This is a genomic window from Nitrospinota bacterium (assembly GCA_035528715.1).
Lineage (GTDB): Bacteria > JADFOP01 > JADFOP01 > DATKYB01 > DATKYB01 > DATKYB01.
The window spans coordinates 1-20413 of record DATKYB010000106.1; the positions used below are offsets into that span (position 1 = coordinate 1).

Genomic DNA, 20413 nt, shown 5'->3' on the forward strand with positions numbered 1-20413 from the left:
TCATCAGCTCCACCAAAACTTTTGTAGAAGTATATAACCCTAAATTTTTTATTAAATTCAATATGGAAAAAGGAAAGTATAAAAACTTACCATTATGATAGATCTGGCCAGGAACATTTAACTTCATAAAATCTTCACCTAAAAGATTTTTTATTTCTTTTGTTACTTCAGGATATTTATTATGAAAACGATGAGCTCCTGAATCAAACAGAAAGTCTCCGTGTTTTAGAGTGATAGAATTACCTCCTATATGATTACTTGCTTCATAAATTTTAAATGGCATTCCGTTCTTTTTAGCATAAAACCCCACTGCAAGACCAGAATGGCCCCCACCCAAGATCATAATATGAAATGCTTTTTTTATTTTACAGATGTCTCTATTTTTACCAAGCATATAATTATTAAATATATTTTAATATTATTACTAACATTATTTTTTGTGTTATTTGATTATTATACTATCGAATTGAAGTTTTTATATTTTGAGTTTTTAATAATTATTTATTTTTTGATAAAAAAATTTACCAGATATAGTCTAAATTAAGATGCAACTTTTTCATATTTTATATACTTAGCTTTTTTAAAGATAGCGGTATTGTAAGAATTCTAACTTTAAATAAACTAAATTAACAGTAGAAGCGGAATCAGAACGTTAAATAAATATTCTATTTTAATGAAAAAGTAGGGTTCAGTCAATATGTTTTTGCGGTTTAGTTTTTTGAGAGGGGTGTGGGGGGAGAGAAACAGATATGGTATTTAAAAAAGATAACTTAGCCTTTTGGAGATGAGAAAAATAAAAAGGGTTTGTTACAGGGATTTTAAGGAGTAAAAAAGAGCTGTTATAGGGGTTGAAAGAACCTAACTTTAAAAAGACATATAAAACCATTAGGGATTAGTAGAAATTACGGAAAGTTACGATATTTATTTTAATAAAGATTGAATGGTCAATAAAAAGAGGGCTAAAAGGTTACGATTTAGGGGTATAAAAAAGGGACTATTGGAATAAGATATTTTTATCACAAATTTATCACAATCGCTCAGAATCCGAAGACACTAATACAGCATTAAGATCTGAAAGTCATTGATATTAAATGGTGCCGGAGGCCAGACTCGAACCGGCACATTCCTCTGGCCACGGGATTTTGAGAGCAAAATTTGTAATTTTTATAAGGGCCTGATTTCAGGCTGGTTTCCCTTTTTCAATTAAAAATCAAACACTTAAATCCATTCCAATAATTTTATCCTTTTCAGTATTTTCGATACTTTTTGATATTTTTTAGCACAAATTCAACACAATACTATAAAAAACTATTGACATTTTTTTTATTTATGTTATAAAAATCATGGGTTTGATTCCTTTATGGAATCATTTCATAAAAGCAGGGTGGTAGCCAGTTCACACTGCTTTTTTATTATTTTTAATCTTTCTTTAAAATTTGTATAAATCTTAATTGAAAATTAAATTGTGATAATCTATAACTATTTCTATATCAATTACTTACATATTTTATGATTATAGCATACCTACCCTCAGAAACTTGTCAAGTTAATTTATATTATTGCTTTCGAAGATTATCTTAAAGTGAGAACATTATGAAAATGCTACTTACATCTGTTTTTGGCCCATTTGGTGTTAATGATCAATATGGTGAAAAAGAAAATAAAATGGAGTTATTCCATAATCAGGTAACGCGAGAACAAGGCATCTTTTCGTATAGATTTAACCATGCCAGTCACGGCTTGTATTTTCTCGCAGAAAATATAGACGTTCCAACTGCGGTGTTGGATTTTCCAACGCTAAGACGCTTTAAAAAGGAATTGGAAAAAGGGTATGATTATATAGGCATAAGCTTTATTATACCGACTTTTGAAAAAGCCAAAAAGATGGCGGAACTTGTTCGACAAATTTCACCCGATTCAAAAATTGTATTAGGCGGTCATGGCGTTAATATACCAAATATTGAAAATATGATCGAGCATGATTTTATCTGTCACGGGGATGGCATTAGCTTTTTGAGGGATCTTTTTAACGAAGATCAGAATAAACCCATAAAACACCCCCAATCATATAGCTCATTCAATCGTGAAGTTATGGGAGTACCCTGGGCATCAAATAGTGGTATTTTAATAACCGGGGTTGGATGTCCAAATAAATGCCGTTTTTGCGCTACGTCTCATTTTTTTGGCGGTTACATTTCATATTTAAAAACAGGGAAAGAAATTTTTGATGTTTGTTGCGAATATGAAGACAAAATTGGCATAACTAATTTTGGAGTTCTGGATGAAAACTTTCTAAAAGCCAAGGATCGTGCACTTGAACTATTAGAGATAATGGAGCGGGAAGAACGCTATTTTACATTTGCTATTTTCAGTTCAGCAGAAACTTTAATTGATATCGGAGATCCCGATATACTTGTGCGGCTAGGGGTTGATTTTATTTGGATTGGGGTTGAATCCAAAAAGGAAATATATGAAAAAAACAAAGGAGTAGAGTTTCATCACCTTTTCAAAGAACTTAAGAGAAGAGGCATTTCAATTATGACTTCTTCCATCCTTTTCCTGGAAGACCATGATAAGGAAACGATTTGGGATGATATAAAATTTGCAACGTCCTTAAATGCAGACTATCTTCAGTTTATGCAGCTGGGGCCAGTCCCGGGGACGGCACTTTATGAAAATTATAAAGAGGAAGGGAAAATCCTTGCTGATATTCCGTTTCTTGCTCAACATGGGCAAAAAAATATTTGGTTTCATCATGAACACTTCACTCCGGATGAATCAAATGAATTTCTGAAGAAGGCTTTTATTTATGACTACCAAAAGAACGGTCCATCTTTACTTCGGGCAATACAGACATCACTCCAGGGGTATGAATATTGCGTTAATCATCCAGATCCAAAAATAAAACAACGGGCTGGTAAATTTAAATCAATGCTGGAAGTGATGCGATATTTTCGTTTTAGTTCGAGAATATTTTGTCAAAATGATGCTGCAAAAAATATGCTTACTGAGATTAGAAAAAATTACGACAGACTTCTAGGCAAAAGTACCCTTAAGACATTTGTTTTATCGCTGATATTTCTTCTGTTTTCTATTAAAGAGTATTTGAAAATTACTTTTCATACAGATGTAAGACAACCAAAAACATTATATAAGAAAATAAATAAAGGCGTATTGCAATCTGCAGAACCGCTGCACCTGACCGCAATAACGTTCCGCGCCATGGCGGCAGGTGAGCTTGCTACAGGTTGCAGAAAGATAAAGTAGGAACATCATGGATATTCAGACACTAACAAAATTCTTTATGTGGTGTACAATCATAAATGGAGCCCTGTTGGTCCTCTGGACCACAATGTGTATATTAGCCCCGGATTTGGTGTACCGTACGCAAAGCAAATGGTTTCCCATTCCCCGAGAAACCTTCAACGTGGTCATTTAGTCGTTCCTCGGGTTGTTCAAAATCGTCTTTCTGGTTGACCTTGCCCCTGAAAACTGGTCCAGTCGTAATTAGAGGATTTATGCTATAATAGGGCTCAAAAGAGGGGGTGTTTTCATGAAGAAGAGGTACGCCGGGAAAAGAAAAAAATATCCTCATCTTTTTGAGGAACCCAAAGATTAATTTTGATGATCTAAAAATGGTTTCTATATTACTTACCTGACAAATCCCTTTAAATCCAAAAACTTTTTTCTAATGGTTATAGTTTTGGTTATAATCAGGAAAAAGGAAGGTTTTTGACATCACATCAAAAGTTGTAAGTTATTGAAAAGAGTTGGTGCCGGAGGCCGGACTCGAACCGGCATGGCCCGAAGGCCACGGGATTTTGAGACCCGCGCGTCTACCAATTTCGCCACTCCGGCCAAAAAGCGTGATTTTAAAATACTAAAGAAAGAGAGGCAAGTCAAGTTAAAATCTTTTTGACAACCCATGGTATATATGTTATTAATTATTTTATAATTAAATACTTAAATCCTTTTTAGGAGGGTATATGGAAGAAGAAAAAAAGAAAGAAGAGAAGAAGAAAGAAGAGAAGAAGGGGAAATGGGATTCAATCGTAGGCTCAACCAAAAAATATGTAACTCTGGCAAAGGAAGAGTTGATTCGGTCTTCCAAGATCGGAAAGATAAGACTGGATATGACAAGGATAAAAAAACAGAGGGCAAAAAAGTTTCAGGAATTAGGGGAGCGCTGCTATCAGCTGATATTAGAGGGAAAGATAGATGTCGAAGGCTCAGATTCCCTTAAGACGGAGTTAGATGAGCTTGATGCCCAGATTCAGGGGAAGGAAGCGGAGATAAAAGAGATTCAGGAGCTGAGCAAAAAGGAATCAGAGAAAGGGAAATAGAAAAGGGGGGCTGTGGCGCAGTTGGGAGCGCGCATGACTGGCAGTCATGAGGTCACGGGTTCGATCCCCGTCAGCTCCACCAGATAATTCAAGGGGTTAGCTAAATCGGTTAATCCCTTTTTTGTTGGATTTTGTTGGAGTGTATATTTTTTATATTGTTGATTCTGTTTTGATGATTCGATTAATGAAGAGATTGTTCTTTTTATGTGATAAGGGGGTTATTGATAAATTCCTCTTACCATCTTTTTCACCTCCTTTCTTTCTAAATGTTTAAGTGCCAAGTAAAGGAATAAGGGGATTTCTAAATATTCTTGATAAAGTCCATTATATTATAAACTGGCTTCACCTTATATAAAGCCTCAACATATTAACTCATAAACCATCCTAAAAAGTAATGGCATCCTCGCCCCTTTCACCTGTTCTTATTCTTACTGCATCATCTATCGAAGATATAAATATCTTGCCAGCTCCAGTGTAGCCTGTTTGAGCATAATCTACAATCGCTTTCACAACCTCCTCGGCTGAACTATCAGAAACAACAGTCTCTAACTTTATCTTGGGTAAAAAACCTGAGACATACTGTGCCCCTATCTCTATTTCTGGATGACCCTTTTGATACCCAAAGCCCTTTACCTCGCTCACGGTCACTCCCCCTATACCTATCTCAATCAGTCTATCCTTTACATCTTCCAATTTTGAGTTATTGATGATTGCTTCTATCTTTTTCATTTTTTCACCCCCCTTCCTTTTCTAATTTTTAAAAGAAAGCATTTGATTTTGTTTCTTTTTCTAAATCGAAAAAGAGAAATTTCCCATCTTTGTATTGGGCAATTTTTCTGTAGTCTGTCTCTTCTTTTATGATAAATACTGCAAGGATGTCTCTCTTAAGTTCTATCTCTTGTATATGTTCTTTTATGGCTTCTGTCACCTCTTCTGTTAAATCGAGAAAGGTCTTTTCTATAATTTTCTTTTTCAACTTTAAGTAAGATTTCTTTTTGATGATAAAAGTGATTCCAACAAGGGAATGAGGATACTCTATAGTGCATAGATCGATAAATTTTACCAGTTTATATTCGTCCGACTGTATTCCTTCCTTTTTGAATTCTATTTCTGTAATAAGTAAAATCCAATTGAGTTTTGGTATTATGGATGGGTCTAAATATTTTATTAAATCAGATTCTTTCTGTTCTGTGGCTGATAAATGTGTTGTATATAAAGAAAATATAACAAGCAGGAACAGTGTGATTTTTTTCATTTATTCACCATTGAATCCCTTCTGAGCTTAAAGTATCCTGTGCTGGCTTAAAGCCCATTCTTGCAGCTTTTTTATAGTCTTCAATAGCCTTTTTAATATTGCCAAGCTGATGATATGCAGTTCCTCTGTTATAATAAGCTGTTGCTAAGTCAGGTTCCAGTATGATCAATTTATTATAATCCTTAATCGCCTTTTCATATTTACCGATATGATGATACGCTGCACCTCGATTATTGTAAGCCATTGCTAAGTTAGGATTGAGTTCTATGGCATTATCATAATCTTTGATAGCCTGCTCCAGATTGCCGATCCTTCTGTGTGCAAGACCCCTATTATTATAAGCAGTTGCTAGTTGAGGGTCGATTTCTAAGGCTTTATTAAATTCTTTGAGAGCTTCTTGATAATTCCCAAGATTCAAATAAGCAGCTCCTCGATTGGTATATGCCATTGCGAATTTTGTGTCTAATTCTATAGCCTTTTCAGCATCTATTAAGGCCAGCTGATAATTTTCAAGGCTCAGATAAGAAGCCGCTCTATTGTTATAGGCTAATGCAAGTTTCGGGTTAAGCTTTATGGCTTTATCAAAATTCTTGATGGCCTCTTGATAATTGCCGAGTTTTCTATAGGCAGCTCCGCGATTATTAAAGACTATTGATAATTCAGGATTCAACTCTATGGCTTTGTTATAGTCCTCTATAGCTTTTTGATAATTACCAATGCCTCTATAGGCTTCCCCTCTGTTGTTATAGGCCATTACGAATTTCGGGTCGAGTTCTATCGTTTTTGTATAAGCCTTTATTGCCTCATCAAAATTCCCAGATTTATGAAATGTAGTGCCTCTTTCAAACCAGTCTTTTGCACTTAATTCCTTTTCAGTCTTATTACCTTTAAGATGAGTATATTTTTTCTTAGAAGGGAGCGAATCTGCAAATGTCGCAGAAGGAATGAATGTTAAGGAGATTAAAACAACTGCTACTAATAACCTTTTCATTTTCTTAACCTCTTTTTCATTTCTAAACACTCAAGAGCCAAGTAAAGAAAAGAAGGTATTTCTCTGACGCCTCGCTCCCATCTGCTTATCGTCGTAACATCCACGCCTAAAGCTCCTGCCAATTCTGCTTGAGGGTAGTAATTCTTCTTTCTCCATCTTTTTAGTTGGTTTGGTGTCATAAGTATAATATTGGCCATTGGCCTATAATAGTCAAGTTTTTTTAAAATAATTTTTACTGCGCAATTTAGAACACATACATTGAAAACTTATTGATTATAAGTATATTATATTAAGTGTTATAGGGTTTGTTAATTTAAGTTAATCTAAAGGTAATAGAAACCCCCTTTTTATTTTTTCGTAAGCAAAGAGAAGATGAAGTCTTAAAAACTAATAAAATAAAAGTTGACAAATATAGTCAACTATGTTAATCAAAATTTCAACATCCATGAATGGTTTCCTCTTCCCCTCCCACTTCCTTCCCAAAAAGAGGAAACCATTTTTTTTAAGAAAAAAATAAAATGACTTTATATAAATGCAAATTTAAATTTGTTATCTGGTTCGCTGCTTACTAATATTATATTTATTGAAATTTACTTCTTATAAATTTAATTAAATGAAAATAATACAAAAAATGGAAAGACGACGAGTATTGAGAACAGTTGTAAAAAATATCTATATTGATATATATTCTCAAACGGAACCAGATCGGGTAGAAGTAATAGGAAAAATCTATGATATTTCTCCGTTAGGAGCAAAATTTATTTCTCACAGACCTTTTACTATTGGTTCGAAAATTCATTTAAATATTCTATCAATAAACCATATTCCACCAATCGACATTTCTGGTAGGGTAGTTCACTGTGAACAGAAAGATAATGTTGAGTTTTACACTGCTGTAGAATTTAAAGAAGATTATAAATAGCAATTTAGTTTCTGACCTCCTTTTTCTTTTTTCGTAAGCAGAGGTGGATTATTGAGTTTTATCAATGACGGTTATCTCCCCTCCCCCACTGTGCCCTAATTGTGCACCTGACAAGAGCAAACATTAGCTAACAAGGGAGAAGAAAAGAGTCTAAACTTTTTAGAACTGGCAGTCATGAGGTCACGGGTTCGATCCCCGTCAGCTCCACCAGATAATTCAAGGGGTTAGCCAAATCGGTTAATCCCTTTTTTGTTGGCTTTTGTTGGATTGTATATTTTTTATATCGCTGATTCTGTTTTGATGATTCGATTAATGAAGAGATTGTTCTTTTTATGTGATAAGGGGGTTATTGATATTTTCCATAGACGAAAAGGGTATGAAATTATAATCCTCAAGTTCTGTTGGTTTTGTTACTTTAGGTTCTGCATATATTCCAAATCTAAAAAAGGTTTCCTGAATCTCTTTTATCGTTTTATCTTTAAAACCTCTTCTTCTCATTATTTTTTCAGGTTTGACTCTTCACCCGATAATTTATACCGATAATCAAAAGGTTGCATTCTCAAATATCTTTTCTGGGCTTCAATCAATTCTGGTTTCCCCCCCTGTATTTCCATTCTCGCAACATAGATCGCATCGACCATCGCTATGCTTTTGTTTCTATAATCAATATAAAATTCATTCATTGCATTTACAAATTGTTCCGCAGAGATTCGCCATATTCCCAATTTTTCACTATTATGATTAAAGATCTTATCCTCTAACTCGTTATAATCATCAGCTGTTTTAAGGCTCGGCTTTATATCAGGTAGACTATAATTAATGATGGCTGAGTTTGCTCCAGCAATAAAACCATTCACCCAAAGAATTCTATGAGCACCTGAGAGGTTAAACCAGTCTCTGCAATTGAGTCCGCGGGGAGATGTATTTTCTCCCCATGCAACTTTGGTCATCAATATGAGAATAATTATCACAAATGTTAACTTTTTCATTTTTTCATCCTCTCATTTTATTTAAGTTCTTGTTCTATTCTGTTAAGCAAATTTTTTAATATCTTACTTGGTTTTCTCATTCCATTCTCAAGATAAATAACATACCTTTGAGACACTCCTATAAGTTCAGCAAAAGACTTTAATGTGAGATTGTGCCCTTTTCTTAATTTTTTTATCGCTTTTGGGTTCCAATCTTTCATACCCTTCTTATGCTGAACTTTGTTCACTTTGTCAATGATCTTTTGCAGTACAACTTGGAGCAAACCATATAATAACTTTTTGATTTTTCTAATTCTTGTGATATATTTTTTAAATAACGATTAAACTTAGAATGGGAGTTTACCAATGAAAGATATAACAAGAGAAATTACGCTTGAACTGGTAAGAGTAACAGAGGCCGCAGCTCTAAAGGCCAGTCGTTGGATGGGAAAGGGTGATCCAAAAGCAGCTGACAAGGCTGCAACAGATGCAATGAGAGGAATGCTGGATTTGATTGATATAAGAGGAACGGTTGTTATTGGAGAGGGGGAAAAAGACCAGGCTCCCATGCTCTATATTGGTGAAAAGGTTGGGGGAGGAGGTAAAGACTCCCCAGAGGTCGATATTGCTGTTGATCCTTTAGATGGTACAAATTTGACTGCCAAGGGAATGCCCTATGCGATATCTGTTTTCGCGGCCGGGAACCATGGAACCATGAAGTCGTTTCCAAGTTTCTATGCGGATAAGATTGCAGTTGGACCGAGGGCTAAGGGCTGTATTGATATTAATGACACAGTGGAGAATAACCTGAAGAGGGTTGCCAAAGCCTATGAGTGTAAGGTTGTTGATTTAACAGCCATCCTACTTGATAGACCTAGGCATAATGACATCATTTCTCAAATAAGAAAGCTGGGAGCGCGAATTAAACTGATAACAGATGGAGACGTGGCTGCTGCAATTGCCACTGCCATGGAAGATTCGCCGGTCAATATCTTATTTGGGATCGGCGGAGCCCCTGAAGGCGTGGTTGCTGCTGCTGGTTTGAAGTGTCTCGGCGGAGAAATGCAGGTTAAGATGTGTGCAAGGGATGATGAGGAAAAGAGAAAGTTATTAGAACAGGGGTGTGAAGAAAAGGACTTTGAGACAGTCTATACAACTGAAGATTTAGTAAAAGGAGATAGTATTATCTTTGCTGCGACGGGTGTTACAGGTGGAGATTTCCTCCCAGGGGTTCGCTATGAGGGAAATAGGGCGATTACCCATTCAGTGGTGATGCGGGCAAAAACAAGAACAGTCAGACATATCAAGGCTTATCACCATCTCGATATCAAGACCATCCCTTCAAGGGGAGCGAGAAAAGAGGTAGAAATATAGACTCCGATCATCCCATCTTCTATCATCTATTTAAAACTCTTTTATTCTTTCAACCATCTTCTCAATCTATTTTTATAAGCCTGTGATAATTCAGCGTCTTTGATATAGAGAAGATGAAGGAATGCAGAGTTCAAAAAATAGTTGACAATTCCATTCACTAGTGATAGTTTCTGATTGGGGAAAGTTCCTGTAACATATTTATAAATTGTCATTTATAGATTTTATCTTATAAACTTTTAGGTATTTTTTTAAATGGCAAATAATGACTTCAGGGATGTTGAACATAGAAAATTTACCAGGATTCAATATCCGCTAATGGTTAAATACAGGATAATAGGGGGTGGAGATAAAGGGAGGATTTCCAGAACCATTGAAGGCCAGACTAAAGACGTCTCGCTTGGAGGGATGTGTTTACAGACCAATATATTAGAGATAAACGGGCTTCATATATATATTGACACAAATAACATCTATCAGAATCTATTGGCACTTGAAATTGACCTTCCCTTTTGTGATAAAAAGATAAAGACAGTGGGAAAAGTTGCATGGTATAATCTTTCTACGAGAAGAAGAAAATATCAATATGATGTGGGGATTACATTTTTAGAGATGAGCAATAAGGATGAAAAGAATCTGAGTAGATTTTTGAATAAATCGTCAAATACGAAAAAAAAGATTTAATTTTTTAGAAATAATATGCTACAAGCCGTTATCTTCAATTTAAACTCACTTCAATTAAAGCTTCAGGGCAAACTTAAGGATATTGGAGAGGGTGCATCTTCCCTGGATATGAATAACAGCTTCTTTAACCAGATAAAACCCTATATCGGTCAAATACTCCTTGGGGCATGCGTAGGTTTCATTGCTGGTTATACCTTCAAGAAGGTGGCTCGCTCTCTGGCGATCTTGATTATAGCCTTAAGTGCCATCCTGTTTCTATTGATAAATTATACTGATATGATAAATATAGATTTTCTTACCATAAAGCGTATCGGAATCTCTGCAAAAGATATGGCCCTTCAACATAAGGGGACAATCATTCATAAGATAAAGGACTTTTCTTTTACAAATGTCCCTTTTGTCTCCGGCTTTCTTGTAGGCTTTTATGGAGGGCTTAAAATGGCCTCCAAAAAATAATTTGATAAGAAAAAATCCTCCTAATATTATTTTCTATGAGGGGGTTGTTATGTCTGAGTCTATTATCATCGTAGATAGGTTGAGAGGCTTTTCAGAAAGAGGGACCCTCTTTATTGCGGTGATGAGACAATGATATCAGCTGTTAATAGCAGAGGCGACACAGATAGTATTGCCGCTATCCTTGGAAGTATAAGGGGGGCATATCATGGATATAAAAAGTTACCTAAAAGATGGCTTGAAGATTTAGAAGATAAGGATAGAATCATTCCTGTTGCAGAAAAGCTGTATGATTTATCAAAAAAGGAGGGGGGAAGGTGACCGTAGAGACAAAAAACTTTCATATTCATACAAAAGGGGAAACAGACATCTTGGATATCACCCCTTATGTGTCTAAAGAGATTCAAGATTCTAAGATCAGGAGCGGTATCGGTACTGTTTTTGTTTCCGGTTCCACTGCAGGAATTACATCGATAGAATATGAATCAGGCGTTGTGCAGGATTTAAAAGATGCCATTGATAGGATGGCACCGAGAAATATTTCCTATAGGCATGATGCCCGCTGGGGTGATGGAAATGGCTTTGCCCATGTAAGGGCAGCCCTACTCGGCGCCTCTTTTACCGTGCCATTTAAAGATAAAAGGATGCTTCTGGGTACATGGCAGCAGATCGTCTTGCTCGATTTTGATAATCGGCCAAGATCTCGAGAAATTTTAGTACAGGTTATTGGGGAGTGAAGGGTTCTTTTAGGAATTCATTTATCTCTCTACAGGTTTCATCAATCCTATTCCTCAGTACCAAAGTCGCATCTTTATCAAACGGGGTCCTCTCAAGGTTCATGATGATTATCTTAACCCCTCTATCAACTGCAATATGTGGAAGGTCAGCTACAGGATAGACCAGCAGGGATGAGCCGATTATGATTAAGAGGTCGCACTCTTGTAGCCCCTTCTCAGCTTTATAAAAATCTTCGTAGGGGAGAGGATCACCAAAGAGAACAATATTAGGTTTTATAGGTTTTTTGCATCTCTCACACTTAGGAGGAATTCCATCATTTTCTATCTTGAGATTTATCTCTTCTAATGTATATTCCTTGTTACATTTTATACAATGGCCTTTCCTGAGATTACCATGGATTTCTATGACTTTTTTTGATCCTGCCTTTTGATGAAGGCCATCTATATTTTGTGTGATAACACAGGATAAACAATTTCTTTGTTCAAGCCTCGCTAAAAAGTGATGAGCGAGTGTTGGCTGAGCGTTTAAGATTGAAGGAAGAATTTTTAGGCCTATCCTGTAAAAGGCTTTTGGCCTTAATTTAAAGCCCCAGGATGAGAAGGTTATCATGGGATTAACCTTATTCCAAAGGCCAGTTTCAGGGCTCCTAAAGTCTGGAATACCTGCTTCAGTACTGATCCCTGCTCCTGTTATGACCACAATCTTTCTCGAGCTACTTATAAATTCTGCAGTTTTTTTTATCATGGGTTAAAAATGAGATTAATGAGATAAAAAAATTTATTGCAAATAACATGCAATCCAGTGTTCTTTATCTACTTCTTTAAGCTCGGGGGTTTCTTCCATACATTGGTTCATTTTGAAAGAGCATCTGTTTTGGAAGGGACAACCACATTGAAAAATATCCAAATCTTTCTCATTTTCTTTTATTTTAGGTTTACTTTTTTTAATAGTAGGATCTGGACTAGGTATTGCAGCAAGGAGGGTCTGGGTATAAGGATGCAGGGGGTTTTTGTAAAGCTCTTCTTTTTCTGCAATCTCAACAATGATACCATGATACATGACAGCTATTCTATCAGAGATATGTTTCACAACACTCAGGTCGTGAGATATCATAAGATAAGAAAGATGATATTCTTCCTGCAATGCTATCAGAAGATTTATTATTTGTGCCTGTATGGAGACATCCAGAGCAGATACGGGTTCATCACAAACAATAAAATCAGGGTTTAAGGCTATGGCCCTTGCGATTCCTACCCTCTGCCTCTGACCTCCGCTGAACTCATGGGGATAACGGTTCATATGTTCTGGCATCAGTCCAACCTTATTTAATAAAGATTTTACCAGCTCCCGTTTCTCTTGACCCTTAGCAATATGATGGATTTCCAAAGGTTCTCCTACAATCCCTCCCACGGTCATTCTGGGATTCAGGGAAGAGTAGGGGTCTTGAAAGACAATCTGCATATCTCTTCTTAAAGAGCGGATTTCATTTTTGCTGAGTTCAAAAATATCTTTTCCCTTAAAGACGACTTCTCCAGAGGTCGGTTCGATTAATCTTAAAATCAATCTCCCTGTGGTTGATTTTCCGCAACCGCTCTCCCCAACGAGACCAACTGTTTCTCCCTTTTTTATATTTAGACTTATTCCATTAACAGCCTTGACCCATTGAACCGGTTTGGAAAATATTCCTCCGAGAATGGGAAAGTGTTTCTTTAAGTCTTTAGCCTCTATCAAGATATGATCCGTTTCTTTTTCCATTTGAATATTCCTTGTTTAAGAGCCAGCATCTGGCAAGATGTCTTTCTCCATTTTTCAGCAGATCCGGCTCCTGAGTTTTACATATATCCATGACATAGGGACATCGAGGATGAAATTTACATCCAGAAGGGGGTTGGAATATACTCGGAACAGCACCCTTTATCTCGTGCAGATATCTATTTTCTTTCTTGGTACTTGATTCAATTTTGGGTATTGATTTAAGAAGTTCTTGAGTATAAGGATGTTGGGGATTAAGAAAGAGCTCTTTTGTTTCTGCTTCCTCGGCGACACGTCCTGCATAGATAACAATCACTCTCTGAGCAGTCTCTGCAATGATTCCAAGATCGTGGGTTATCAGAATAACTGCTGTTCCAAAGTCCTTTTTTAGATTCAGAAGGAGTTCAAGGATCTGGGCTTGAATGGTTACATCAAGGGCTGTTGTTGGTTCATCAGCTATTAATATCTTTGGGTGACAGGCAAGGGCGATGGCAATCATGACCCTTTGTCTCATACCTCCACTGAGCTGGTGAGGATATTCATTTACCCTTCTTTCTGCCTCGGGAATGCCGACAAGTTTTAACATATCAATAGATTTGTCCACAGCATCCCTTTTTTTCAGACCCTGATGAAGAGTTAAAACCTCTGATATCTGGTTTCCTATGGTAAAGACGGGATTGAGTGATGTCAAGGGGTCTTGAAATATCATTGAAATCTTATTACCCCTGATTTCTCTTACCTCGGAATCAGAGAGTTTAAGGATATCCCTTCCTTCAAAAAGGATTTCACCTTCAACGATCTTGGCAGGGGGATCAGGAATCAGTTTCAAGATAGATAAGGCAGTAACCGTTTTCCCACAACCTGATTCTCCAACGATCCCCAGTGTCTCTCCCTTTTTAAGAGAGAGGCTAATTCCGTCCACTGCCTTACCGAGTCCCTCGGAAGTATAGAAATAGGTTTTTAGATTTTTAATGTTTAATAAAGAATCATTCATAGGACTCGATTTTATCTTTATGGATTATTTCAAGAAAAGTTTCTTTAGAGATTTCAGATAATATCTTTACTGCTCCAGAATAGAAATATGGAGAGACGTCAAATTCGACTGTGGCCTCTTTAGGGTCTATGGTCCTCATGACCATCATTCCTTCATAGGCTTCGATGATGCTATTGATATACATGATATCTTTTTTTTTAACCCGGGCAATAATTTTGATTGTCTTTTTATGCTTCACATCCTGTCTCTATGCTTATCCTTTTTCTAAGAAGATCATGTTTTTCCAAAGGATGAGCAACACTGATAATAATCTTTTCATTGGGCTGGCCGAATTCCTTTTTTATTCCATCTTCTGAAAGAATGGTATCTATTTTCGCTGAAAATGTCTTCATATTTCTTCCTATAATTTCAACTTCTTCTTCAAGAAATAATTTATTTTTGACCTCAATCTTTACCGTATCCTTACCTAACACTTCAATGACTTTACCTACATATTGGTAATTTTGGAAGGAGAGGAGTTCTTGACTCTCTTTTTTTACTTGCGAATCGTCGATATAAAACCCTGTGGTAAAACCTCTGTGAGTTGTTTTCTTTAATTCATCGCGCCACTGGGGATTACGCCTATATGTTCTTGGATCTTTTATATAGTTATTGATAGCTTCTCTATATATCCTGATTACTGTTGCAAGATAATAGATACTCTTCATACGTCCTTCAATCTTAAAGGTAGTAATACCAACGTCAACCATCTCAGGAATATAATCAATCATACAGAGGTCTTTTGAATTAAAGATATAGGTTCCTCTCTCATCCTCATCAACCATAAAGTACTGTCCTGGTCTTTTGCTCTCAACCAAATGGTATTCCCAACGACAGGGTTGAGCACAGTCTCCTCTATTGGAGTCCCTGCCTGTCATGTAACTACTTAAAAGACACCTTCCTGCATATGAGATACACATCGAGCCATGAACAAGGATTTCCATTTCTGAATGGGTTTTTTCTTTTATCTCTTTTATTTCTTTCAAAGAGCATTCCCTTGCCAGATTGATCCTTGATATCCCCTGTTTCTCCCAGAATTTTGCGCTGGCCCAGTTTGTGGTATTTGCCTGGGTACTGAGGTGGAGAGGAAGCTTGGGCACACACTCTTTTGCAACACGAATTATTCCTGGATCAGAGACAATGATGGCATCCGCACCTATTTCATCGAGTTCAGATAAATATTCAGAGATATGAAGAAGGTCTTCATTACGCGAAAAGATATTAACAGTAACATAGACCTTTACCTGTTTTTTGTGGGCGTATTCAATAGCCCTCTTCATCTCTTTTAGTGAAAAATTTCCAGCCCTTTTTCTCAGATTGAAAGATGTTCCCCCGAGATAAACAGCATCAGCACCATAGTGAATAGCAACTTCAAGTTTTTCCAAATTTCCTGCTGGAGCCAAAAGCTCAATACTATTCAAAGCTTTTCCCCTCTTTAAGCGTAAAATTAAAAAAATTATAAAGCCATCCATAAAGGAGGTCAAGGAATTATGTAATTTTAAGAGGGTCAGGAATAAAATCTGCATTTGATAAAAAGCTTGACTGTAAGGAATATCTGTGTTAGAAGAACTTTAATTGAGAGAGCAGGGTTTTTGTAATTTTTTAGAGGAGAAAAAGTATGTTTCAGATAAAGAAGTTAGGGATTATATATTTTTTTAGCATACTTTCGCTTATTTTGTTTTTTGGCTGTCAGTCTTACGCTCCTGCGCCTTCCCCCATGCAGACATCTTTAGAAACGGGAAAGTTCAAGGATATTCCTATCCCAGCAAAATTTAAAATCGATAGCGAGAAATCCTTTGTATTTGAAAACCCTGCCATTAAGGCCGGTGTATTGGTATATACCGGTAGTGGAAAGTCAGCGGAAATTGCAAACTTTTACAAAGAAAATATGCCTCAGAATGGATGGAAGCTTGTGAGTAGTTTTGAGTTAAAAGAAGCTGTTCTCAATTATCAAAAGGAAGGTTGGAGTTGTGTAATCAATATAAAGCAGGAGTTTGAAACAAAAATCATCATAAATGTAGGCCCTACCGAGACCCATCCTGAAATAAAAAAGACCACAGAAGAGGGCTTTAAAGAATTCAAGTAACACCTTCTTCGAAGATTAACATTCCTTGATTTCTGTCCTTGCTTTCTTGATATAATTAAAGAAATCCCCTTTTACTCATCATTCTTTAAAGGGCTGTGGATGAGAACAAGTAAAAGAATCATTTTGGATACAGACCCTGGAATTGATGATGCCTTAGCAATCATATTATCCCTAAGATCTAAAGAATTAAAGGTAGAAGCAATAACTACCGTAAGCGGTAATGTCCCTGTTAGTCTCGGCACGAGAAATGTTCGAAGAATTCTGAGATTAATGGGCTTAATGGACTTACCGATGATAGCTGAAGGTTCTTCACTTCCAATAAAAGAGCCTCCCTTTTGGACTTATGAAATCCACGGAAAGAATGGTCTAGGAGATTTGGACTGTTTTTTTAATGACGATTCAGAACTGGATGAGGATTGGATTGTCTCTAGAAAAGCCATAGATTTGATTTTCGAAATGATTGAAAAATATCCCAACGAAATAATCATAGTAACCCTAGGTCCATTAACAAATATCGCCTGTGCCATTGAAAAAGATAAGGATAAAATGGATAAAGTTCAAGGGATTATTATGATGGGCGGCGCTGTTGATGTGAAAGGAAATATAACCCCTGATGCAGAATTCAATATCTTCTTTGACCCCCATGCAGCAAAGATTGTATTTGATTCTGGAATCCCCATCATAATGGTGGGATTAAACGTAACGAGAAAGTGTATCTTGAGAAAGGAAGAGCTGGTTAGAATTACAGAGGGAAAAAGAGAAAAGTTAGAAGAGTTTATTTTAGGTGCAACAGACAGATACATGGAAATCCATCTTAAAAAAACAGGCAGAGATTACTGTTGTCTTCATGACCCTTTGGCTGTTGGGGTAGCTATAGACCCTACCCTCGTAAAGATGCATAAGATGGATATAGATGTGTGTATTGATAAGAAGAGAGGTAAGACTTTTTGTAAAAAGAAAGATTTTCAATCTAAAATTCAAGTTTGTACAGATGTAGATAGTAAAAGATTTTTAAGACTTTTTTATGAAAGGGTCTTTGTATCATAATGGCTGGGTTAATTGTTGTAGGCAGCTCCAATACTGACCTTGTAATAAGGGTTGAAAGGCTCCCTAAAGAAGGAGAGACGATTCTTGGGGAAGAGTTAAAGACTTTTTATGGTGGTAAAGGGGCAAATCAGGCTGTGGCAGCAAGAAAGGGAGGGGCTGATGTTTTGTTCGTAACGAAACTGGGAAAAGATTCATATGGAGAGAGTTATAAAAAAAATTTGATTCGTCTCGGTATAAGTCCTTCAGGGATAATGTTTGATGATAAGGCACCTTCAGGCATAGCCTTAATTGCTATCGATAAACAGGGAAAAAACCAGATTGTTGTTTCCCCAGGAGCTAATAGCAGATTACTGCCTAAGGATATCGATAATATTCAGGATAATTTTTACTCACGAAGGGTTTTGCTTCTTCAATTAGAAATTCCTCAAGAAACGGTGGAACACTCTTTAAAGATTGCAAAATCGCTATCAGTGAAGACGATTTTAAATCCCGCGCCAGCAAGAAGTCTCTCTGAGGAACTTATGAAAAATGTTGATATCATAACCCCCAATGAGTCAGAACTGGAAGTATTGACAGGATCTGATGTAAAAGATTTGAAAAGGGCTAAAGAGGCGGGAAGGAGTTTATTAAAGAAAGGGGTATCAAATATAATCATTACCCTAGGGGAGAGGGGCGCACTCTTAGTCAACAAGGATGTCATAAGACACTTTCCAGCCTGCAAGGTTAAGGCGGTTGACTCGACAGCAGCAGGAGATGCCTTCAGTGGTGTTTTAGCTGCATCACTTAGTGAAGGATTTAGCCTGGAAGATGCTATCAAGTATGCGAATGCTGCCGGTGCATTATCAACAACAAAGTATGGTGCCCAGCCCTCTTTACCTTGTAAGAAAGAAATAGAAAGTTTTTTAAAAAAATGACTTTTAGAAAATTATAAAGGGCAGGATTAAAAATCCTGCCCTTTATAAAGTATGAGGAAGTTAAGGAAGGGTGTTTAAATATTCTTCATTGTGACACTTTATCTATTCCCATGCATACACTGGTTTCATAATCGGTTCATAATCTGAAGGAAGTGGAAGAGGAAAAGTAATCGCTTCATAAAGCCCTACCCCTGATCTTACGAGTCCATAACCGGCCCCTTTAACCAAACCCGTACAGTATCCCCATCTGTTCACTTTGCTATCCTTGGAAATGTTTACTGGAATTTCTACTGGACCTGTAAAGAAATTCCCTGTTCCTCTTACAAACTTGTCTCCCATTTTATCCGGAAGGCTTTTTTCTGTAGCACTCAGAACATAACTGCTGGATAGCATACTAAGAGCAAAAGCTATAAAGAAAATGAATAAGATTTTCCAAGGTTTTTTCATGACTTCTTAGCTCTCCGTTTGAAGGGTTTAACTTCATCATCCTTCTTAATTCTAGTTCATGGCTATCTCTTGCTTTACCTTTTATTTCCTCCTTTCTTAATATTTTTAAATATAGCCTGAGAATGAATAATTTTATATTTCCTTATCACTTTGCTTCATATCTTTTTTAGAGAAAGCGACCTTATTTAACATTTCATTGAGTATTTCATTTTCAGCCTCTTCTTTCAATTTCTCCTTTAGCTGAGTTAATTTTTCATAACCTTTTTTATTATCATATATCTTTTCCTGTTCATAATGGATGAGAGCGAGATAGTACTCAAGCTCCATTTTAGCGCCTGGTTCCTTACATTCCCTGTTCTCTGTTTGTTCAAGAAGTCTGGTAAAGATTTCAGTGGCCTCATTCCATCTCTTTAACTCAACAAGGATAATCCCCTTGGTTCTTATGGTATAGATATTTTCAGGATACTCCTTCAATATCTCATCGGTTAAATTCAATGCTCTCTCATATAGCTGCTCATTACGATAGATCGTAACCAGTGCTCCCTTTGCCTCAATCCTGGAGTAATTCCCTTGGGCTATTGCCAGCTGTATTTCATTAATCCCCTTTTGACGCTCATCATCAAAAAAGGGCAGAAACCAGAGCACCTGAGATTTCACACTCCTCCAGTATTTATAAACCCCTAATCCATAATAGGCATCATAAAGCTCTGGATTTAAACTTAATGCCTTCTCTAAGCAATTGACTCCCCTTTCAGCATCTACAAATGCTCCAAACCATTTACCCTTTTCACTCTTGTGGATAGCCCTATATCCATATGCTCCACCAAGGTAAAAATAGGCCAGGTCATTCTCTTTATCCTTCTTAACCAGCTTCTCTCCCTTTTTAATGGCCTCATTTATATAAAAATCAAATTTATCATTAAAGACTGTGGTTCTGTAATCCTGCATAAGGGCTTTATAAAGGGCAGCCGTATAAAAATAGCCTATGGGGTTTTCTCTATCTAAATCTATAATATTTTGAAAAGCCCGCAGTGCTTCGTCTATTTCCTCCTTATTGACCTTATCAATACCTGTTTGAATGAGCGTGTCCAATTGGTTGTCTATTTCTTCTTGAGCATAAAGAAAGGACGGAGCGAGAAGCCCTATGCATATGAAAAATATGATTGAAATTCTTAGTATATTAAAACATCTTGATATTTTCATTTTTGTCCCTCTTTTCTTATCTTTTATCTCTTTTATCGGCTATACAAATGCCATATCCATACCATGAAGCAAAAAAAACTTTTTTTATTAATAACCTACTTTATTACAATAACTTAGAATGAATATTTGATTTTTGAAAAAAGAAATGCTTAAGACTTTCTGAGTTAAAAAAAAACACCCATGAGATAAAACGATTTTATTAAATG

General features: G+C 36.4%; 27 protein-coding genes and 2 tRNA genes. 13 read left to right on the plus strand and 16 right to left on the minus strand.

Features of this window, described 5'->3' with window-relative positions; translation table 11 throughout:
* On the minus strand, positions 1-343 hold a 343-nt coding region (locus tag VMW81_07630; protein ID HUU50814.1), incomplete at its 3' end, for an NAD(P)-binding protein.
* Between the two features lie 1250 nt (positions 344-1593).
* On the opposite strand from VMW81_07630, the gene VMW81_07635 reads away from it, so the two are divergent.
* Entirely contained in the window at positions 1594-3267 is a 1674-nt protein-coding gene (locus VMW81_07635; GenBank protein HUU50815.1) for a B12-binding domain-containing radical SAM protein, read from the plus strand.
* A 7-nt stretch (positions 3268-3274) separates the two neighbouring features.
* Complete coding sequence (locus VMW81_07640; GenBank protein ID HUU50816.1) at positions 3275-3439, plus strand: hypothetical protein; 165 nt, start codon at positions 3275-3277, stop codon at positions 3437-3439.
* A gap of 332 nt (positions 3440-3771) precedes the next feature.
* Here VMW81_07640 and VMW81_07645 read toward each other — a convergent pair.
* Positions 3772-3858, minus strand: a tRNA-Leu gene (locus tag VMW81_07645).
* 128 nt (positions 3859-3986) lie between these two features.
* On the opposite strand from VMW81_07645, the gene VMW81_07650 reads away from it, so the two are divergent.
* Positions 3987-4343, plus strand: a complete 357-nt coding sequence (locus VMW81_07650; GenBank protein ID HUU50817.1) for a hypothetical protein — start codon at positions 3987-3989, stop codon at positions 4341-4343.
* 6 nt (positions 4344-4349) lie between these two features.
* Positions 4350-4425: transfer RNA gene (locus VMW81_07655), tRNA-Ala, on the plus strand.
* A 302-nt stretch (positions 4426-4727) separates the two neighbouring features.
* Here VMW81_07655 and VMW81_07660 read toward each other — a convergent pair.
* Genes VMW81_07660 through VMW81_07675 form a run of 4 tightly spaced genes read right to left on the minus strand, consistent with a single transcriptional unit; the run spans position 4728 to position 6786 of the window.
* On the minus strand, positions 4728-5072 hold the full coding sequence (locus VMW81_07660; protein HUU50818.1) for a P-II family nitrogen regulator: 345 nt from the start codon (positions 5070-5072) through the stop codon (positions 4728-4730).
* 28 nt (positions 5073-5100) lie between these two features.
* Positions 5101-5598, minus strand: a complete 498-nt coding sequence (locus tag VMW81_07665; GenBank protein HUU50819.1) for a hypothetical protein — start codon at positions 5596-5598, stop codon at positions 5101-5103.
* Between the two features lie 4 nt (positions 5599-5602).
* The gene (locus tag VMW81_07670) at positions 5603-6589 is read right to left on the minus strand and encodes a tetratricopeptide repeat protein (GenBank protein HUU50820.1); all 987 of its coding nucleotides are present in this window, start codon (positions 6587-6589) and stop codon (positions 5603-5605) included.
* Positions 6586-6786 carry a helix-turn-helix transcriptional regulator gene (locus VMW81_07675; GenBank protein HUU50821.1) on the minus strand — a complete coding sequence of 67 codons (201 nt, stop codon included), beginning with the start codon at positions 6784-6786 and terminating at the stop codon, positions 6586-6588. The genes VMW81_07670 and VMW81_07675 overlap by 4 nt, the downstream gene beginning before the upstream one ends.
* Positions 6787-7220: 434 nt before the next feature.
* Between VMW81_07675 and VMW81_07680 the strand changes: the two genes are divergently transcribed.
* Positions 7221-7511, plus strand: a complete 291-nt coding sequence (locus VMW81_07680) for a PilZ domain-containing protein (GenBank protein HUU50822.1) — start codon at positions 7221-7223, stop codon at positions 7509-7511.
* 330 nt (positions 7512-7841) lie between these two features.
* Here VMW81_07680 and VMW81_07685 read toward each other — a convergent pair whose 3' ends face one another.
* Genes VMW81_07685 through VMW81_07695 form a run of 3 tightly spaced genes read right to left on the minus strand, consistent with a single transcriptional unit; the run spans position 7842 to position 8700 of the window.
* Complete coding sequence (locus tag VMW81_07685; protein ID HUU50823.1) at positions 7842-8009, minus strand: hypothetical protein; 168 nt, start codon at positions 8007-8009, stop codon at positions 7842-7844.
* Complete coding sequence (locus tag VMW81_07690; GenBank protein ID HUU50824.1) at positions 8009-8500, minus strand: hypothetical protein; 492 nt, start codon at positions 8498-8500, stop codon at positions 8009-8011. The genes VMW81_07685 and VMW81_07690 overlap by 1 nt, the downstream gene beginning before the upstream one ends.
* Positions 8501-8517: 17 nt before the next feature.
* Positions 8518-8700 (minus strand): helix-turn-helix transcriptional regulator, encoded by a 183-nt coding sequence (locus VMW81_07695; GenBank protein HUU50825.1) that lies wholly within the window; start codon positions 8698-8700, stop codon positions 8518-8520.
* 145 nt (positions 8701-8845) lie between these two features.
* Here VMW81_07695 and glpX point away from each other — a divergent pair, with 145 nt between their 5' ends.
* The 5 genes from glpX to VMW81_07720 all read left to right on the plus strand — a co-directional run bounded on the left by glpX (position 8846) and on the right by VMW81_07720 (position 11724).
* Complete coding sequence (gene glpX / locus VMW81_07700) at positions 8846-9853, plus strand: class II fructose-bisphosphatase (GenBank protein HUU50826.1); 1008 nt, start codon at positions 8846-8848, stop codon at positions 9851-9853.
* A gap of 252 nt (positions 9854-10105) precedes the next feature.
* The gene (locus tag VMW81_07705; protein ID HUU50827.1) at positions 10106-10534 is read left to right on the plus strand and encodes a PilZ domain-containing protein; all 429 of its coding nucleotides are present in this window, start codon (positions 10106-10108) and stop codon (positions 10532-10534) included.
* A gap of 15 nt (positions 10535-10549) precedes the next feature.
* Positions 10550-10990: an FUN14 domain-containing protein gene (locus tag VMW81_07710; GenBank protein HUU50828.1), complete on the plus strand. Its 441-nt coding sequence runs from the start codon at positions 10550-10552 to the stop codon at positions 10988-10990.
* Between the two features lie 129 nt (positions 10991-11119).
* On the plus strand, positions 11120-11308 hold the full coding sequence (locus VMW81_07715; protein HUU50829.1) for an ADP-ribosylglycohydrolase family protein: 189 nt from the start codon (positions 11120-11122) through the stop codon (positions 11306-11308).
* Positions 11305-11724 (plus strand): secondary thiamine-phosphate synthase enzyme YjbQ, encoded by a 420-nt coding sequence (locus VMW81_07720; GenBank protein HUU50830.1) that lies wholly within the window; start codon positions 11305-11307, stop codon positions 11722-11724. The genes VMW81_07715 and VMW81_07720 overlap by 4 nt, the downstream gene beginning before the upstream one ends.
* Here the strand turns inward: VMW81_07720 and VMW81_07725 are convergent.
* From VMW81_07725 to VMW81_07745, 5 genes are read right to left on the minus strand one after another with little or no spacing between them, the layout of a single operon-like run.
* Positions 11711-12469, minus strand: coding sequence for a Sir2 family NAD-dependent protein deacetylase (locus tag VMW81_07725; protein HUU50831.1), 759 nt, complete (start codon positions 12467-12469; stop codon positions 11711-11713). The two genes, VMW81_07720 and VMW81_07725, sit on opposite strands and share 14 nt — an antisense overlap.
* 33 nt (positions 12470-12502) lie before the next feature.
* Positions 12503-13480, minus strand: a complete 978-nt coding sequence (locus tag VMW81_07730) for an oligopeptide/dipeptide ABC transporter ATP-binding protein (GenBank protein HUU50832.1) — start codon at positions 13478-13480, stop codon at positions 12503-12505.
* Complete coding sequence (locus VMW81_07735) at positions 13443-14471, minus strand: ABC transporter ATP-binding protein (protein HUU50833.1); 1029 nt, start codon at positions 14469-14471, stop codon at positions 13443-13445. The genes VMW81_07730 and VMW81_07735 overlap by 38 nt, the downstream gene beginning before the upstream one ends.
* Positions 14464-14709: a DUF4911 domain-containing protein gene (locus VMW81_07740; protein HUU50834.1), complete on the minus strand. Its 246-nt coding sequence runs from the start codon at positions 14707-14709 to the stop codon at positions 14464-14466. Before VMW81_07740 ends, VMW81_07735 begins: the two co-directional genes overlap by 8 nt.
* Positions 14699-15931: a U32 family peptidase gene (locus VMW81_07745; GenBank protein ID HUU50835.1), complete on the minus strand. Its 1233-nt coding sequence runs from the start codon at positions 15929-15931 to the stop codon at positions 14699-14701. The genes VMW81_07740 and VMW81_07745 overlap by 11 nt, the downstream gene beginning before the upstream one ends.
* 197 nt (positions 15932-16128) lie before the next feature.
* Between VMW81_07745 and VMW81_07750 the strand changes: the two genes are divergently transcribed.
* The 3 genes from VMW81_07750 (at position 16129) to rbsK (ending at position 18557) form a co-directional block, all read left to right on the plus strand.
* Complete coding sequence (locus VMW81_07750; protein HUU50836.1) at positions 16129-16596, plus strand: hypothetical protein; 468 nt, start codon at positions 16129-16131, stop codon at positions 16594-16596.
* 99 nt (positions 16597-16695) lie between these two features.
* A complete protein-coding gene (locus VMW81_07755) occupies positions 16696-17643 on the plus strand; it encodes a nucleoside hydrolase (protein HUU50837.1) in 948 nt (315 codons plus the stop codon).
* A complete protein-coding gene (gene rbsK / locus VMW81_07760; GenBank protein ID HUU50838.1) occupies positions 17643-18557 on the plus strand; it encodes a ribokinase in 915 nt (304 codons plus the stop codon). Before VMW81_07755 ends, rbsK begins: the two co-directional genes overlap by 1 nt.
* Before the next feature lie 102 nt (positions 18558-18659).
* Here rbsK and VMW81_07765 read toward each other — a convergent pair whose 3' ends face one another.
* Together VMW81_07765 and VMW81_07770 are read right to left on the minus strand one after the other, a co-directional pair.
* Complete coding sequence (locus tag VMW81_07765; GenBank protein HUU50839.1) at positions 18660-19004, minus strand: exosortase system-associated protein, TIGR04073 family; 345 nt, start codon at positions 19002-19004, stop codon at positions 18660-18662.
* Between the two features lie 132 nt (positions 19005-19136).
* A complete protein-coding gene (locus tag VMW81_07770) occupies positions 19137-20207 on the minus strand; it encodes a hypothetical protein (GenBank protein HUU50840.1) in 1071 nt (356 codons plus the stop codon).
* Positions 20208-20413 lie beyond the last annotated feature (206 nt).

Excerpts from the sequence above, each read along its gene's own strand:
- VMW81_07730 (HUU50832.1), bottom strand. The coding sequence starts at position 13,480 with ATGGAAAAAGAAACGGATCATATCTTGATAGAGGCTAAAGACTTAAAG.
- VMW81_07640 (HUU50816.1), top strand. The coding sequence starts at position 3,275 with ATGGATATTCAGACACTAACAAAATTCTTTATGTGGTGTACAATCATA.
- VMW81_07710 (HUU50828.1), top strand. The coding sequence starts at position 10,550 with ATGCTACAAGCCGTTATCTTCAATTTAAACTCACTTCAATTAAAGCTT.
- VMW81_07635 (HUU50815.1), top strand. The coding sequence starts at position 1,594 with ATGAAAATGCTACTTACATCTGTTTTTGGCCCATTTGGTGTTAATGAT.
- rbsK (HUU50838.1), top strand. The coding sequence starts at position 17,643 with ATGGCTGGGTTAATTGTTGTAGGCAGCTCCAATACTGACCTTGTAATA.
- glpX (HUU50826.1), top strand. The coding sequence starts at position 8,846 with ATGAAAGATATAACAAGAGAAATTACGCTTGAACTGGTAAGAGTAACA.
- VMW81_07735 (HUU50833.1), bottom strand. The coding sequence starts at position 14,471 with ATGAATGATTCTTTATTAAACATTAAAAATCTAAAAACCTATTTCTAT.
- VMW81_07725 (HUU50831.1), bottom strand. The coding sequence starts at position 12,469 with ATGATAAAAAAAACTGCAGAATTTATAAGTAGCTCGAGAAAGATTGTG.
- VMW81_07690 (HUU50824.1), bottom strand. The coding sequence starts at position 8,500 with ATGAAAAAGTTAACATTTGTGATAATTATTCTCATATTGATGACCAAA.
- VMW81_07670 (HUU50820.1), bottom strand. The coding sequence starts at position 6,589 with ATGAAAAGGTTATTAGTAGCAGTTGTTTTAATCTCCTTAACATTCATT.
- VMW81_07715 (HUU50829.1), top strand. The coding sequence starts at position 11,120 with ATGATATCAGCTGTTAATAGCAGAGGCGACACAGATAGTATTGCCGCT.
- VMW81_07675 (HUU50821.1), bottom strand. The coding sequence starts at position 6,786 with ATGGCCAATATTATACTTATGACACCAAACCAACTAAAAAGATGGAGA.
- VMW81_07650 (HUU50817.1), top strand. The coding sequence starts at position 3,987 with ATGGAAGAAGAAAAAAAGAAAGAAGAGAAGAAGAAAGAAGAGAAGAAG.
- VMW81_07695 (HUU50825.1), bottom strand. The coding sequence starts at position 8,700 with ATGAAAGATTGGAACCCAAAAGCGATAAAAAAATTAAGAAAAGGGCAC.
- VMW81_07705 (HUU50827.1), top strand. The coding sequence starts at position 10,106 with ATGGCAAATAATGACTTCAGGGATGTTGAACATAGAAAATTTACCAGG.
- VMW81_07755 (HUU50837.1), top strand. The coding sequence starts at position 16,696 with ATGAGAACAAGTAAAAGAATCATTTTGGATACAGACCCTGGAATTGAT.
- VMW81_07770 (HUU50840.1), bottom strand. The coding sequence starts at position 20,207 with ATGAAAATATCAAGATGTTTTAATATACTAAGAATTTCAATCATATTT.
- VMW81_07685 (HUU50823.1), bottom strand. The coding sequence starts at position 8,009 with ATGAGAAGAAGAGGTTTTAAAGATAAAACGATAAAAGAGATTCAGGAA.
- VMW81_07765 (HUU50839.1), bottom strand. The coding sequence starts at position 19,004 with ATGAAAAAACCTTGGAAAATCTTATTCATTTTCTTTATAGCTTTTGCT.
- VMW81_07665 (HUU50819.1), bottom strand. The coding sequence starts at position 5,598 with ATGAAAAAAATCACACTGTTCCTGCTTGTTATATTTTCTTTATATACA.
- VMW81_07660 (HUU50818.1), bottom strand. The coding sequence starts at position 5,072 with ATGAAAAAGATAGAAGCAATCATCAATAACTCAAAATTGGAAGATGTA.
- VMW81_07750 (HUU50836.1), top strand. The coding sequence starts at position 16,129 with ATGTTTCAGATAAAGAAGTTAGGGATTATATATTTTTTTAGCATACTT.
- VMW81_07680 (HUU50822.1), top strand. The coding sequence starts at position 7,221 with ATGGAAAGACGACGAGTATTGAGAACAGTTGTAAAAAATATCTATATT.